At 71.0% G+C, this 14,672-nt stretch carries 14 protein-coding genes; 3 read left to right on the forward strand and 11 right to left on the reverse strand.

Annotation, left to right across the window (positions count from 1 at the left end; all coding sequences use genetic code 11):
- Positions 1-13 precede the first annotated feature (13 nt).
- Positions 14-679 carry a TetR family transcriptional regulator gene (locus QNO26_RS10145; protein WP_257534036.1) on the reverse strand — a complete coding sequence of 222 codons (666 nt, stop codon included), beginning with the start codon at positions 677-679 and terminating at the stop codon, positions 14-16.
- A 122-nt stretch (positions 680-801) separates the two neighbouring features.
- Between QNO26_RS10145 and QNO26_RS10150 the strand changes: the two genes are divergently transcribed.
- Complete coding sequence (locus QNO26_RS10150) at positions 802-2,295, forward strand: DHA2 family efflux MFS transporter permease subunit (protein WP_374679400.1); 1,494 nt, start codon at positions 802-804, stop codon at positions 2,293-2,295.
- A 68-nt stretch (positions 2,296-2,363) separates the two neighbouring features.
- Here QNO26_RS10150 and QNO26_RS10155 read toward each other — a convergent pair whose 3' ends face one another.
- A complete protein-coding gene (locus tag QNO26_RS10155; RefSeq protein WP_257534034.1) occupies positions 2,364-3,272 on the reverse strand; it encodes an NUDIX domain-containing protein in 909 nt (302 codons plus the stop codon).
- A gap of 222 nt (positions 3,273-3,494) precedes the next feature.
- Here QNO26_RS10155 and QNO26_RS10160 point away from each other — a divergent pair, with 222 nt between their 5' ends.
- Both QNO26_RS10160 and QNO26_RS10165 read left to right on the forward strand, forming a co-directional pair.
- On the forward strand, positions 3,495-5,333 hold the full coding sequence (locus tag QNO26_RS10160) for a ribonucleoside triphosphate reductase (protein ID WP_257638767.1): 1,839 nt from the start codon (positions 3,495-3,497) through the stop codon (positions 5,331-5,333).
- The gene (locus QNO26_RS10165) at positions 5,330-6,061 is read left to right on the forward strand and encodes an anaerobic ribonucleoside-triphosphate reductase activating protein (protein WP_257534030.1); all 732 of its coding nucleotides are present in this window, start codon (positions 5,330-5,332) and stop codon (positions 6,059-6,061) included. The genes QNO26_RS10160 and QNO26_RS10165 overlap by 4 nt, the downstream gene beginning before the upstream one ends.
- A 652-nt stretch (positions 6,062-6,713) precedes the next feature.
- Here the strand turns inward: QNO26_RS10165 and der are convergent.
- The 9 genes from der to QNO26_RS10210 form a co-directional block, all read right to left on the reverse strand.
- Positions 6,714-8,237 carry a ribosome biogenesis GTPase Der gene (gene der / locus QNO26_RS10170; RefSeq protein WP_257534028.1) on the reverse strand — a complete coding sequence of 508 codons (1,524 nt, stop codon included), beginning with the start codon at positions 8,235-8,237 and terminating at the stop codon, positions 6,714-6,716.
- Positions 8,227-8,943, reverse strand: a complete 717-nt coding sequence (gene cmk / locus QNO26_RS10175; protein ID WP_257534026.1) for a (d)CMP kinase — start codon at positions 8,941-8,943, stop codon at positions 8,227-8,229. Before cmk ends, der begins: the two co-directional genes overlap by 11 nt.
- Complete coding sequence (locus tag QNO26_RS10180; protein WP_257534024.1) at positions 8,936-10,048, reverse strand: prephenate dehydrogenase; 1,113 nt, start codon at positions 10,046-10,048, stop codon at positions 8,936-8,938. Before QNO26_RS10180 ends, cmk begins: the two co-directional genes overlap by 8 nt.
- A complete protein-coding gene (locus QNO26_RS10185; RefSeq protein WP_374679399.1) occupies positions 10,045-10,863 on the reverse strand; it encodes a pseudouridine synthase in 819 nt (272 codons plus the stop codon). The genes QNO26_RS10180 and QNO26_RS10185 overlap by 4 nt, the downstream gene beginning before the upstream one ends.
- Positions 10,860-11,501: an SMC-Scp complex subunit ScpB gene (gene scpB / locus QNO26_RS10190; RefSeq protein WP_257534023.1), complete on the reverse strand. Its 642-nt coding sequence runs from the start codon at positions 11,499-11,501 to the stop codon at positions 10,860-10,862. The genes QNO26_RS10185 and scpB overlap by 4 nt, the downstream gene beginning before the upstream one ends.
- Positions 11,491-12,354, reverse strand: a complete 864-nt coding sequence (locus QNO26_RS10195) for a segregation and condensation protein A (protein ID WP_374679401.1) — start codon at positions 12,352-12,354, stop codon at positions 11,491-11,493. The genes scpB and QNO26_RS10195 overlap by 11 nt, the downstream gene beginning before the upstream one ends.
- A 40-nt stretch (positions 12,355-12,394) precedes the next feature.
- Positions 12,395-13,276, reverse strand: coding sequence for a ParA family protein (locus QNO26_RS10200; protein WP_257534020.1), 882 nt, complete (start codon positions 13,274-13,276; stop codon positions 12,395-12,397).
- A 97-nt stretch (positions 13,277-13,373) separates the two neighbouring features.
- Complete coding sequence (locus QNO26_RS10205) at positions 13,374-13,898, reverse strand: septum formation family protein (RefSeq protein ID WP_257534018.1); 525 nt, start codon at positions 13,896-13,898, stop codon at positions 13,374-13,376.
- A 157-nt stretch (positions 13,899-14,055) separates the two neighbouring features.
- On the reverse strand, positions 14,056-14,655 hold the full coding sequence (locus QNO26_RS10210) for a vitamin K epoxide reductase family protein (protein ID WP_257534016.1): 600 nt from the start codon (positions 14,653-14,655) through the stop codon (positions 14,056-14,058).
- Positions 14,656-14,672: the final 17 nt, after the last annotated feature.

Genomic DNA, 14,672 nt, shown 5'->3' on the forward strand with positions numbered 1-14,672 from the left:
AGAGTCTCGGCGCTCAGAGGTCGTCGGTGATCTGCCCGGCGTACGCGGCGAGACCTCGCCGCAGCGCGACGTAGATCTCGCGGACCGAGGCATCCTGCCCGAGTTCGGCCCGCCGCACCCACTCGTCGAACGCCAGTCGCACGGTGCAGCCCACGGCGGTGATGAGGGCGCGGGCGGTGAGCACGTCGGCATCCGCCTTCGCCGCGTCGACGGCGGCATCGGTGAGCGCGTCGGCGCCCGCTGCCTCGTTGCGCAGCGCCACGGCCAGCAGGGCCGGCTCGCTCTGCACCAGCCGACGCACCCGCAGGGAGTGTGCACGACCCTCCGGCGCCTGCGCATCGAAGGCTTCGAGCAGGCGCAGCCAGCCGGTATCGAGCGCGGCCGCGACAGGAGCACCGGCGCGGATCGCGGCGAGCGTCTCGCGGCGCACGGCGGCGGCGGTGTCGTCTTCGGGGGCGAAGACGGCCTCCTCCTTCGTCGCGTAGTAGCGGAAGAACGTTCGGGGCGAGATCCCGGCGGCCCGGGCGATCTCATCGACCGTGGTCGCGGCGACACCCTTCGCCTCGAACAGCTCGAGCGCGGCATCCGAGATATCACGCTGCGTCTCGCGACGGCGGCGCTCGCGCAGCCCGACGGGCTCGTCGGCGAGCGCTGCGCGGTGCGGGGTGCCGGTGTCCATGCGGCCAGTGTACAGATTGCGCCAACATGGCACGCACTGCCAGTATTGTTGCTTCGTCGGCATCCGACACCTTCCCCTCGCATGGCGCCGCACGCGCGCGAGTGCTCAGCAGAAAGACTTTCGTGACCCTCGAGAAGACCCCTCCCACCACGGACACCCCCACGCCCACCGGCACCGCGCCCGTCATCGTGCGCCCCGGCGTCGTCATCGCCCTGCTCGTGATCTCGGCGTTCGTCGTCATCCTCAACGAGACGATCATGAGCGTCGCGCTGCCGAGCCTCATGACCGACCTCGCCATCACCGCGAGCACCGCCCAGTGGCTCACCACCGGCTTCCTGCTCACGATGGCCATCGTCATCCCGCTCACCGGCTACCTGCTGGCGCGCTTCCCGCTGCGACGGGTGTACCTCTCCGCCATGAGCCTGTTCACACTCGGCACCCTCATCGCTGCCCTCGCCCCCGGGTTCGAGATGCTGCTGGCCGGCCGCATCGTGCAGGCCTCGGGCACCGCGATCATGATGCCGCTGCTGTTCACCACCGTGCTGTCGATCGTTCCGGCGACCCACCGTGGACGCATGATGGGCGTCATCTCCATCGTCATCGCCGTCGCGCCGGCGATCGGACCGACCGTCTCGGGCGTCATCCTCTCGGCGCTCAGCTGGCGGTGGCTATTCTGGATCGTGCTGCCCATCGCCCTGATCGCGCTGACGCTCGGCGCCCTCTGGGTGCGCAACGTCACCGAGACCCGGCCCGCGAAGTTCGACGTGCTCAGCGTGCTGCTGTCGGCCGTGGGCTTCGGCGGCCTGATCTTCGGGCTCAGCTCCATCGGCGAAGCGGCGTCGGGCAACGCACCGGTGCCGGTGTGGATCCCGCTCGCCCTCGGCATCCTGGGGCTCGTCGCGTTCGTCGCCCGCCAGCTGCAGTTGCAGAAAACCGACAGCGCGCTGCTGGATCTGCGCACCTTCACGTCCAAGTCGTTCAGCCTCGCGGTGACCCTTGTCGTCGTCGTGATGGCTGCGCTCTTCGGCTCGCTCGTGCTGCTTCCCATCTACCTCACCGACGTGCTGGGCCTCGAGACGCTGACCATCGGGCTCATGCTGCTGCCCGGCGGCGTGCTGATGGGCGTCATCGCGCCGGTCGTGGGCTCGCTCTTCGACAAGTACGGGCCCACCCCGCTCGTCATCCCCGGCATGATCGTCGCCGCTGCGGCGCTGTGGGGAATGACGACGTTCGACGAGTCGGCCACGATCCCCTGGATCATCGCGGTGCACATGACGCTGAACCTCGGGCTCGGCTTCGTGTTCACGCCGCTGCTCACCTCGGCGCTCGGCTCGCTTCCGCGGTCGCTGTACCCGCACGGCAGCGCGATCGTCGGGACGATCCAGCAGGTCGCCGGCGCCGCCGGCACCGCCGTGTTCGTCACGCTCATGTCGGTGCAGGCCGCCGCGTCGCTGGCGGAGGGTGCGAGCGCGGTCTCGGCCGTCGCCTCCGGCGTGCACCTGGCGTTCCTCACCGGGGCGATCGTGGCGTCGGTCGCGGTGATCCTCGCGTTCTTCGTACGCAAGCCGGCGACCCCCGACGACGCCCCGCACGACGAGGCGCTCGTCGCCCACTGACCGCACGGGCATCGAGAGGGGCCGGCAGCACTGTGCTGCCGGCCCCTCGTCGTCGGATGCCCTCGGGGCTACGCGCGGGCGGGCAGCATCGCGAGCAGCCATCCGGCGCTGCGCACCCCGGCGCCGGCGTCGATCGCGCGCCGGGACAGTTCCCGGTCGGCCGTGACGACCACGACCCGGCGACCGAGCGACACCAGTCGGGATGCCTCGTCGACGATCGCGTCGTCGCCCGCGGCGGGAGCGCGCACGACGTGCACGCCGGCCGCATCGCCGGCGGCGCGAGCCGCGCCCTCGAGCACCACCGACACCTCGGGGAACCACTGCCCGGCCGGAAGCTCCAGCTCAGCGGCATCCACCCCGGCGCGCGCCCACGTCGCCACGCGCACCATCAGCCGCGCCGCCGCGCCGGGCCGGTCGCGCCACCAGCCGTCGGGCACCGACCCGACGACGTTCGCGGCATCCACCACCACGGCGGGGCGCACGTCGAGCAGGGCCCGCAGCCGCGGCCATGCATCCGCCAGCCCGGGATGCAGCGGGTAGCCCGCGACGTCGGCCACCGGCACCCACGCGAGCTCTCGGCTCTCCGCGTCGCTGATGACCGGCTCGAACGGCTCGACGACGTCGGCCAGCACCGTGCCGTAGCTCCAGATGCCGAGGTCGAGCATGCTCAGCAGGCGCGGACGCACGGCCCCCGCCGGCACGCCGGCTTCTTCCGCCGCCTCGCGCAGGGCGGCGTCGCCGGCGCTCTCGTGCTCATGGCGCGCCCCGCCCGGGAGCCCCCACGTGCCACCGAAGTGACTCCACGACACCCGATGCTGCAGCAGGATGCCACGCTCGGCATCCAGCGCCAGGAGCCCCGCCGCACCGAAACGACCCCAGTACCGGGTGCCGTCGTCGGCCACCACCCACGCATCACCGGGGTCGCGCGGGCCGTCGGGGCGGCGCGGCTCATCCGAGGCGGGAGGAACGATGGTCACCTCTCCACCCTGTCACACCCACCCACGACACCCGCGATACACCCGAGAACGGCGGAATATCGGGAGCGCCACGCGATGCTGTGCGAGCCCACAATCCGCGGGCCGTCGATCCCGAATGACGCTGTGGCCACTACATATGGGATGAGACACAGGTCAGACCACATACATATAGTGGTGGTCCGCCTCCGCCTGAGAGGCGCTGAACCGCTCGCAGAGGATGCCATGACCCCGCCCTCCCTTCCCCCCGCACCCCGCACGATCCCCGTGGCCGCCGCCGTGAACGAGTACCTCTCTCGCGCCGACTGGCGGGTCAACGCCAACGCGAACCAGGGGTACTCGCTGGGCGGCCTCATGCTCAACGCGTCGGGCAAGATGATCGCCAACTACTGGCTCGACGAGGTCTATGCCCCCGAAGCCGGCGCCGCGCATCGCGACGGCGACCTGCATATCCACGACCTCGACATGTTCGCGGGGTACTGCGCGGGGTGGTCCCTGCGCACGCTGCTCGAGCAGGGCTTCAACGGCGTTCCCGGCAAGATCGCGTCGCGACCGCCGAAGCACCTCTCGAGCGCACTCGGTCAGATGGTGAACTTCCTCGGCACGTTGCAGAACGAATGGGCCGGAGCGCAGGCGTTCAGCTCGTTCGACACCTATCTCGCCCCCTTCCTGCGCCTCGACGCCCTGACGTACGACCAGGTGCGCCAGGCGATGCAGGAGTTCGTCTACAACCTCAACGTCCCGTCGCGCTGGGGCACGCAGACGCCGTTCACCAACCTCACGTTCGACTGGACCGTGCCCGACGACCTCGCCACCCAGCGACCGCTGATCGGAGGCCGGGTGTGCGATTTCACCTACGGCGATCTGACGCCGGAGATGTCGATGATCAACCAGGCGTTCATCGACGTGATGAGCGAAGGCGACGACGACGGCCGCGCCTTCACCTTCCCGATCCCGACCTACAACATCACGCCCGACTTCCCGTGGGACGACCCGGTCGCCGACGCCCTGTTCGCAATGACGGCGAAGTACGGGCTCCCCTACTTCCAGAACTTCATCAGCTCCGACCTCGACCCCCACATGATCCGGTCGATGTGCTGCCGGCTGCAGCTGGATCTCACCGAGCTGCTGAAGCGTGGCAACGGCCTGTTCGGGTCGGCGGAGCAGACCGGGTCGATCGGCGTCGTCACCATCAACTGCGCGCGCCTGGGTTACGTGCACGCCGGCGACGAGGCGGCGGCGATCGCGCGCCTGGATGAACTGCTCGACATCGCCCGCGACAGCCTCGAAGCCAAACGGGTCGTCATCGACCGCCACATCGAGGGTGGCCTGTTCCCCTACACGAAGCGCTACCTCGGCTCGCTGCAGAACCACTTCTCGACCATCGGGGTCAACGGCCTCAACGAATTCGTCCGCAACCTCACCGGCGACGCCGACGACATCGCCACGCCTGCCGGGCGGGCCATGGCCGCCCGCCTGCTCGATCACGTGCGAGAGCGCATGGTCGAGTTCCAGGAGCAGACCGGGCACATGTACAACCTCGAGGCGACACCCGCCGAAGGGGCGACGTACCGTTTCGCCAAGGAGGACATCGCCCGCTTCCCCGGCATCCGTCATGCCGGCACCCCGCAGAACCCGTACTACACCAACTCGTCGCAGCTGCCGGTGGGGTTCACCGACGATGCGTTCGAGGCGATGGCGCTGCAGGAGGAACTGCAGGGCAAGTACACCGGCGGCACAGTGCTGCATCTGTACATGGGCGAGGCGCTGGCATCCGCACAGGCGTGCAAGACCCTGGTGCGGCGGTCGCTGGAGCGCTTCCGCCTGCCCTACCTCACCGTCACGCCGACGTTCTCGATCTGCCCGGCGCACGGCTACCTGTCGGGCGACCTGCCGCAGTGCCCCCGGTGCGGCGCGGAGTGCGAGGTCTGGACCCGGGTGATGGGCTACTTCCGCCCCGTGTCGTCGTTCAACATCGGCAAGCGGGGCGAGGCCGCCGAGCGCGTGTACTTCGATCAGCACCGGGCGGATGCCGCGCCGCAGCTCGTCGGAGCGCCCGCGTGACCACCCCCACTGCCGACACCCTGCGCATCGCGGGGCTGACGCGCCTGTCGAGCGTCGACTGGCCGGGCCGCCTCGCGGCCACGGTCTTTCTGCAGGGATGCCCGTGGGACTGCTTCTACTGCCACAACCCGGCGCTGATCGCCCCGCGCGCCACCCCCACGCTGACATGGGAGGAGGTCGCCGTCTTCCTCGACACCCGGCGCGGACTGCTCGAGGCGGTGGTGTTCTCCGGCGGCGAGCCGACGATGCAGGCCGCCCTGGCCCTCGCGATGGCCGACGTGCGCGCGCGGGGGTTCGCGGTGGGGTTGCACACGGGCGGCGCGTATCCGCGGCAGCTGGCGCGCGTGCTGCCCCTCGTGGACTGGGTGGGGCTCGATATCAAGGCCGCCACCGCTGACGCGTACACGGCGGTCACCGGTCGCCCCGGCGCAAGCGAGCGCGCCTGGCGGTCGCTGGAGCTGGTGCTGGCCGAGCAGCGCCGGCGCGAGGGCGGCGACCGGCCCCTCGACTACGAGGTGCGCACCACCGTGCACCCCGACGCGATCGATGAGCCCGGCCTCACGGCGCTCGGATGCCGCCTGGCGGAGGCCGGCGTGCGCACCTGGGCGGTGCAGCGCTTCCGCGAGACCGGCACGCGGGTGCCGCTCCCCCGCGGGGCGCGCTCGACGCGCGCGGTCGCCCTCGACGGCATCCCCACGGCCCGGTTCGAGAGCGTCACCGTGCGCTGACCCGGTTCGTGCCTGGCAGGGCGCCGGCCTCGCGTCCGCGCTGTGCCGCCGAAACGCACGAGCCCACACCGGGGGCACGAACCCACACCGGCGGCACGAGCCCACACCGGGGGCACGAGCCCACACCGGGGGCACGAGCCCACACCGAACGCACGAGCCCACACCTCCCGCGCGCACGGGGAGTGTGGCTTCGTGCGTTGCGTGTGGGTTCGCGCGCGCATCCGTCCCCACGGGCGTGCCCACGCGCGCGGCGCGTGTGGGCTCGCGCTACCCGTGTGGGTACGCCGCCCCGGCGCCCGCGACCACCCACGCGCCCGCGCCCGACCCCTTGCTCGCGCACCACCGGGCCCGGCTCGCACGAACCCACACCGAAGGCACGAGCCCACACGTCCCGCGCGCACGGGCAGTGTGAGCTCGTGCCTTACGTGTGGGCTCGCGAGCGAATCAGGGGCCCACGGGAGTGCTCACGCGCGCCGTGCGTGTGGGCTCGCCCGTCCCCTGAGGGGCCGCGCGCGCACCCGCATCCCACCGCCGCCGGGACCCGGCCCGCGAAACCACGAACGGGGCGGGACATCGCGCGGTACGCGGCATCCCACCCCGAAAGTGGTGTCTCAGCGGGCGCGAGAGCCAAAAGGCACCCGCGACCGGCGGCTCAGCGCTGGCGCTTCTCGCGCACCCGCATGTTGATGACGATCGGCGTGCCCTCGAAGCCGAAGAGCTCGCGCAGGCGCCGCTGGATGAACCGGCGGTAGCCCGGGTCGAGGAACCCGGTCGTGAACAGCACGAATGTCGGCGGACGCGTGGATGCCTGCGTGCCGAACAGGATGCGCGGCTGCTTGCCACCGCGCAGCGGGTGCGGGTGCTCGGCCACGAGCTCGGAGAGGAACGCGTTGAACTTGCCGGTGGGGATGCGCTGATCCCACGACGCCAGCGCCGTCTCGAGCGCGGGCACCAGCTTGTCGAGGTGACGACCGGTGAGAGCCGAGATGTTGACGCGCGGGGCCCACGCCACGTGGGCGAGGTCCTGCTCGATCTCGCGCTCGAGGTAGCGGCGACGGTCCATGTTCTCCATGTCGTCGTCGTTCAGGCGATCCCACTTGTTGAACGCCAGCACGAGGGCGCGACCCGATTCGAGCACGAGGTCGATGATGCGCACGTCCTGCTCGCTCAGCGGCTGGCTGACATCGAGCACGACCACGGCCACTTCGGCCTTCTCGAGCGCCGCGGAGGTGCGCAGCGACGCGTAGAAGTCGGCGCCCTGCTGCAGGTGCACCCGGCGACGGATGCCGGCGGTGTCGACCAGGCGCCAGAGCTTGCCGCCCAGTTCCACGACCTCGTCGACCGGGTCGCGGGTGGTGCCCGCCAGCTCGTTGACGACGACGCGCTCTTCGCCCGCGGCCTTGTTCAGCAGCGACGACTTGCCGACGTTGGGCCGGCCGAGGATCGCCACGCGGCGAGGCCCGCCGATCTCCTGCTTGGCGACCGCCGACACCTCCGGCAGCACCTTCATGACCTCGTCGAGAAGGTCGGCGACGCCGCGGCCGTGGATGGCCGAGACGGGGTACGGCTCGCCGAGGCCGAGAGCCCAGAGGGCGGCCGCCTCCGGCTCGTGGCGCTGGTCGTCGATCTTGTTCGCGACGAGGAAGACCGGCTTGCCGCTCTTGCGCAGCAGCTTCACGACGTGCTCATCGGTGGAGGTGGCGCCCACCATCGCGTCGACGACGAAGAGCACCACGTCGGCGAGGTCGATCGCGATCTCGGCCTGCGCGGCGACCGAGCGGTCGATGCCCCGGGCGTCGGGCTCCCAACCGCCGGTGTCGACCAGCGAGAACCGGCGGTCCATCCACTCGGCCTTGTACGTGACGCGGTCACGGGTCACGCCGGGGGTGTCCTCCACGACGGCCTCGCGGCGGCCGAGGATGCGGTTGACCAGCGCGGACTTGCCGACGTTGGGGCGACCGACGATCGCGACCACCGGCAGCGCCGGGGTGTATTCCACACCGTCATCGCCGCGCGCGACACCGGCGAGCAGCCCGGCGTCTTCGTCGTCGAGCTCATAGTCCGACAGCGAGGCGCGCAGGGTCGCTGCGCGCTGCTCGGCAAGGTGCTCGTCCATGTCGGCGAGCTTCTCGGCCAGGTTGTCCGGGCCGCCTTCGTATTCTTCTTCAGCGCTCATGGTGCGCTCCCGTCTCTGCGCGGACGACGTCGAGTACGGCGTCCACTGTCTCGTCGAAATTCAATGCGGTCGAGTCGACGACCGTCACGCCGGGGGCGGCGGTCAGGAAGTCCACGACCTTGGCGTCGGCGGCGTCACGGCGGTGCAGCGCGTCGGCGACCGCCGTGGCATCCTGCGTCGTGATCTCGGCGCTGCGCCGCGCGGCGCGCACCTCGGGCGCGGCGGTGAGGAGAATCCGCACCGGCGCGTCGGGGGTCACCACCGTTGTGATGTCGCGGCCCTCCACGATGACGCCCGGCAGTGCGGACGTGGCCACCAGCGCCCGGAACATGGCGTTCACGGCTTCGCGCACCGCCGGCACCCGTGCGACGCCGCTGACCGCCTCGGACACGCGCGGCTCACGGATGGCGCCGGTCACGTCGACCGTGCCGACCCTCACCCAGTAGTCGTCAGGGTCGAGGGAGATCGCGAAGTCGAAGTCGCCGGCGACCTCGAGCACCGCGACGGCGTCGGAGGTGTCGATGCCGTGCGACAGCGCATGCCAGGCCAGGGCGCGGTAGGCGGCGCCGGTGTCGAGGTAGCCGAACGACAGCCGCCGGGCGGCCTGCTTGGACACGCTGGACTTGCCGCTTCCGGCGGGGCCGTCGATCGCGACGACGAGGGGGCCACCCTCGCTCGAAGCGGAGCCGTGGGAGGTGTCAGTCATTGGTGCTCGCAATCTTCCAGCCCCGCTCCGTCAGACCGTCGACGGTCCGGCGCACCGCGGCGGGGACGACGCTGACTTCCGCCAGGCCGAACTGTGCGCCCGGAGAGTGCTCCAGGCGCAGGTCCTCGACGTTCACGCCGAGGACGCCGAGGTCGCCGAACAGGCGACCCAGCTGGCCGGGGCGGTCATCGACCATCACCACGACGGGCTCGAAACGGCGGTTCTGCCCGTGCTTGCCGGGGAGTCGCTCGACGCCGTCGTTCCCGCGCCGGATCGTCTCGGCCACCTCACGACGGGCGCCGGGCACCTCGGGTTCGCGCAGCGCGGCCGACACGGCCGTGAGGTCGGCGGCCAGCGCGTCGAGCACGTCGACGACGGGCGCGGCGTTGGCGCCGAGGATCTGCACCCAGAGCTCGGGCGCGGATGCCGCGATGCGCGTGGTGTCGCGCACGCCCTGACCGGCGAGGCGCAGCGAACCCTCCGGCGCATCGACGAAGCGGCCGGCCAGCAGGCTCGCCACCAGCTGCGGCACGTGGGAGGTGAGGGCGACGGCCCGGTCGTGCTCTTCGGGACTCATCTCCACCGGCATGGCGCCGAGGTCGAGGGCGAGGGCTTCGACGGCGGCGAGGTCGCCCGGTCGGGTCTCGCCGTCGCGGCACACGACCCACGGGCGGCCGACGAAGATGTCGGCGCGGGCGGCGATCGCACCGCCCCGCTCGCGGCCGGCCAGCGGGTGGGAGCCGATGTAGCGGGTGAGGTCGACGCCCCGCTCGCGCAGACGCCGCAGCGGCTCGAGCTTGACGCTCGCGACATCGGTGACGACGGCCTGCGGGTGGGCGTTCAGTTCCCGCTCGATGACGTCAGCGGTCACGTCGGGCGGGACCGCCACGACGACGAGGGCGGGCATGTCATCGGGGCGCGCGGCACGGCCGGCGCCATAGTCGATGGCCAGGCGCAGCTGCGCGGGCGACGTGTCGTCGAGCACGACGTCGATGCCGCGGGCCCGCAGCGCGTGGCCGATGCTCGAACCCAGCAGCCCGGCGCCGACGATGCGGACGGGGCCCTGCACGCGCGCAGCGAGCGGCCCCGTCGTCGAATCGGTCACTGGCTCTCCTGGTCACCCGGCGACGGCTCCTCCGTCGCGGCGCGCGCCAAAGTGAGCAGCGCGCCGCGTTCCACTGTAGTCAACTCGCGGGCGCGCCCCGCCGGGAGGGTTCCCAGGTGCAGCGGGCCGAACTGGCGTCGCACGAGCTCGATGACGGGGTGGCCGACCTCGCTCATCATGCGCCGCACGATGCGGTTGCGACCGGAGTGCAAGGTGAGCTCGACCAGGCTCGTCTCGCCGGAGGTGTCCAGCAGCCGCGCCTTGTCGGCGGCGATGGGCCCGTCCTCCAGCTCGATGCCCTTGGTGAGCCGGGAGATCGTCTGCGCGGTGACCCGGCCGGACACCTTCGCGATGTACACCTTGGTCACGCCGAACGAGGGGTGTGCCAGCACGTGGGCGAGGTCGCCGTCGTTGGTGAGCACCAGCAGGCCGGAGGTCTCGGCATCCAGGCGTCCGACGTTGTACAGCCGCTCCGGCCAGTCCTTCGTGTACCGGCGCAGGTCGGGCCGGCCGTTCTCGTCCTTCATCGTGCTCACCACGCCGGTGGGCTTGTTGAGCATGACGTAGCGCTTGGACTGGTCGAGCTGGATGACCGTGCCGTCCACGTCGATGAGGTCGCGCTCGGGGTCGATGCGCGACCCCAGCTCGGTGACGACCTGCCCGTTCACCCGCACACGTCCTTCGACGATGAGATTCTCGGACACCCGCCTCGACGCGACCCCCGCGTTCGCGAGCGCCTTCTGCAGCCGTACACCCTCGGTGTCCATCGTCGTCTTCTCTCCCTCTGATCGTGTGGGGTCGTCGTGCTCGGTCATCGCAGACCCTCCACGTCGAACCCGTCGGCGCCGTCGTCCAGCAGCGGCGAAATGTGCGGCAGCTCGTCGAGCGAGTTGATGCCGAGGTTCACCAGCAGTGCGTCGGTGGTGCCGTAGTTGATCGCCCCGGTCTCGGGGTCGGTGAACAGTTCGGTGATGAGGCCGCGCGCGACCAGGGTGCGCACGACGGAGTCGACGTTGACGGCGCGGATCGACGCCACCTGGCTGCGGGTCACCGGCTGCTTGTACGCGATGACGGCGAGGGTCTCCAGCGCCGCCTGCGACAGCCGGGACGGCGCCTGCGCGTTGACGAACTCGGAGACGAGGTCGTCGTGCTCGGCGCGCACGTACAGCCGCCAGCCGCCGCCCACTTCACGCAGCTCGAAGCCGCGCCGGGGACCCGGGCCTTCGCCGTCGTAGTCGGCCACGAGCATCCGGACCGCCTGGCGCACGGTGTCGACGGGCGCGCCGACGGCGGCAGCGAGGTGCACGATCGGCTGCGGCTCGTCGACGACGAGCAGGATCGCCTCGAGGCGCTGGGCGACGGATGCCGCATCCTGCGGCCGCGGCGCGGGCTGCTCGGCGTCGTCGGTCGCGGAGAGCGCCCCGGCGTCGGGCGTGGGCGTTTCATCGGTCATAGTCGGCTCCCAGAGAGGCGAGGCTGTCATCCGACCAGCGTTCGGCGGTCCAGCGCAGGGTCAGTTCGCCGAGCGGCTCCAGCTGCTCGAACGACAGGGCGGCGTGGCGGTACAGCTCGAGCACCGCGAGGAAGCGGGCGACGACGACACCGGTCTGCGTGACGCCCGCGATGAGGTCACGGAAGTTGAGGGTGCCGGCATCCCGCAGCAGCGTCACGACCACCGCGGCCTGCTCGCGGATCGACACCAGCGGCGCGTGCAGGTGATCCAGCCCGACGTGCGGGATCTCTTTCGGCGTCATGGCGAGCACGGCGAGGGCGGCGAAGTCCGCGGGCGAGAGGGTCCACACCAGTTCGGGCACGGCGCGACGGTACTTCTCCTCCAACGGCACCGAGCGGGTGTGCCGCCGGTCCTCGGCCTGCAGCCGCGCGGCGAACCAGGTGGAGACTTCCTTGAAGGCGCGGTACTGCAGCAGTCGCGCGAACAGCAGATCGCGCGCCTCGAGCAGGGCCACCGATTCGGCGTCCACGAGCTCGCCCTGCGGCAGCAGTCCGGCGACCTTCATGTCCAGCAGCGTCACCGCCACGACGAGGAACTCGGATGCCTCGTCCAGCTGCTCCGCGGTCTGCATGCTGCGCAGGTAGGCGATGAACTCATCGGTCACCTTGCTGAGCGCGACGTCGGTGATGTCCAGCTCGTGCTGCGAGATCAGCGACAGCAGCAGGTCGAAGGGACCGTCGAACACGTCGAGCGAGACGCGGAAGCCCTCGTCTGCGCCGGGCTCGGCGGCGGCATCCGTCGAGGGCGCGTCGTCGGGCGTCGTGCCGGCACGGGATTCCCCGGCGGGCACCACGTCGGCAGGGAAGACGGCAGGGGTCGCGGCGACCTCGTCGTCAGGCGACGGCGCCACGGGCGACCAGCTCCCGCGCCAGCCGCAGGTAGGCCTGGGCGGCAGGGTGCTCCGGCGCGAACTCGGTGATCGGCACGCCCGACACCGAGGCGTCCGGGAACTTCACGGTGCGGCCGATGACCGTCTCGAGCACGTCGTCGCCGAACGCGTCGACGACCCGCTCCAGCACCTCACGCGAGTGCAGGGTGCGGGGGTCGTACATGGTGGCCAGCACGCCGTCGAGCGTGATGGTGGGGTTGAGGCGGTCCCTCACCTTGTCGATCGTCTCGATGAGCAGAGCGACGCCGCGCAGCGCGAAGAACTCGCACTCCAGCGGGATGAGCACCCCGTGGCTGGCGGTGAGGGCGTTGACGGTCAGCAGCCCCAGCGAGGGCTGGCAGTCGATGAGAATGACGTCGTACTCCCCCGCGACCTTGCGCAGCACGCGGGCGAGGATCGTCTCACGGGCGACCTCGTTGACGAGGTGCACCTCAGCCGCCGACAGATCGATGTTGGCCGGAAGGATGTCCAGGCCCTCGACGCCGGTGGGCACGATGATGTCGTGCGGGTCGCGCTTGGTGTCCAGCAACAGGTCGTAGATCGTGGGGATCTCGTGCGTGTGCACCCCGAGCCCCGCCGACAGAGCGCCCTGCGGGTCGAAGTCCACGGCCAGCACGCGGCGGCCGTACTCGGCCAGCGACGCCGCCAGGTTGATCGTGGTCGTCGTCTTGCCGACGCCGCCCTTCTGGTTGCACAGCGAGATGATGCGGGCGGGCCCGTGCCCATCGAGCTTCGGTGGCGTCGGGAAGCCCTGGTAGGGGCGGCCGGTGGGACCGATCGGGGTGTCCCCCGCCGCGGTCTTCGCCGTTTGTGCCTTGGTCGCCACCGATGCTCCTGCCTGTGCTTCGCCTGCAACGATTCTAATCATCGCGACGACGATCGCCGGAGGGCGCGCGGCGGCGTGCCCTCCGGCGATGCGGACGTCAGCGGGCGGAGCCGGCCAGGCTGCCGGTCACTTTCTCGCCGCTGGGGTCGTAGACCATGCAGAGGATCTCGCGGTCGCCCTGCTCCCACGACTGCTCGCTGGGGTACATCGGCCAGTAGTCCAGCGCGGACTCCTCGTAGGCGATGCCCACGAAGTCGGCGAACTCGGCGATGCAGGTCTCGCCTGCCTCGCTGACCAGGGCGTCCTCGCCCGGGTACTCCGGGTCGGTGGAATCGAACGTGTAGTAGACCTCGTCCTCGTGCGGCTCGCTGCAGGGCACGACGGGGACGCTGTCCACCTGCGTCGTGTCGCTGAGCGCGGAGGTGTTCAGGCAGTCGCCGAGGGAGATCGAGAAGACGTCGACGGCTTCGCCGCTTTCGTCGGGCTGGCTGCTCTCGTCGCCGTCGACGCGCACGGCGCCGGAGGTGTCGGGCGTGGTGGCGCAGGCGCTCAGCGAGGTCAGGCCGATGACGAGCAGGGCTGCGGCGGCGAGGTGCGGACGGACGAGCTTGATGGTGGTCACGTTCTTCTCCGTGTCGGTACGTCGTTTTCACGAGTTGTCACGTCGATTTTGGCGGATGCCGAGGGCGGCGCGTCTTCCGCTAGCATTCTCCCGCGCAACGGCCCGACCTTCTATGGGCCCGCCTGTGCGGCCGTGCGGGAGGACCCCGCGGGCACGGTCAGAGGCTGCCGAGCACGTCCAGCCGCACCTGGGCGACGACGGCGATGAGCGCGTAGTTCAGCACCGTGATCAGCGGCGCCCAGGTCAGCAGCGCGGCGCCGAGGCGCGGCATCCGCCCCCACACCCCGTCACGCAGCGCCCACGCGAGGGTGAACCAGAACAGCGGGATGGTCACCAGCCACACCACCATGCACCACGGGCACAGCGAGCCGTATTCGAAGACGCTGCGGTAAGCGAAGAGGTGCACGAGCAGGAAACCGCCCAGCAGGAACAGCGTGTACACCCGCCAGAACCACCGCCGCATCCCGCCGGGGGCCGCGAGCGCGCTCACCCCGGCGTAGAGCGGCCCGAGGAACAGCACGATGCCGATGATCGAGTTGCTGAACCCCAGCAGGTTGCCGCCGGGCGAGAGCAGGTTCGGTCCGCAGGTGACCAGCACGCTGATCTGGCAGGAGATGAGGGGGTCGGCGCCGGTGAGCTGGCCGATGTACTCCTGGTAGAGCAGGAACGACACCACCCAGCCGGCCAGGGCCGCGACGATCCAGAAGACCGCGAGTCCGCGCGGCGGGCGGAGAGTGGCCGTACCGGTGGTGGGCATGCCCCCAGTCTGGCGAC

This window comes from Microbacterium sp. zg-Y1090 (genome assembly GCF_030246945.1).
GTDB classification, from domain to species: domain Bacteria; phylum Actinomycetota; class Actinomycetes; order Actinomycetales; family Microbacteriaceae; genus Microbacterium; species Microbacterium wangruii.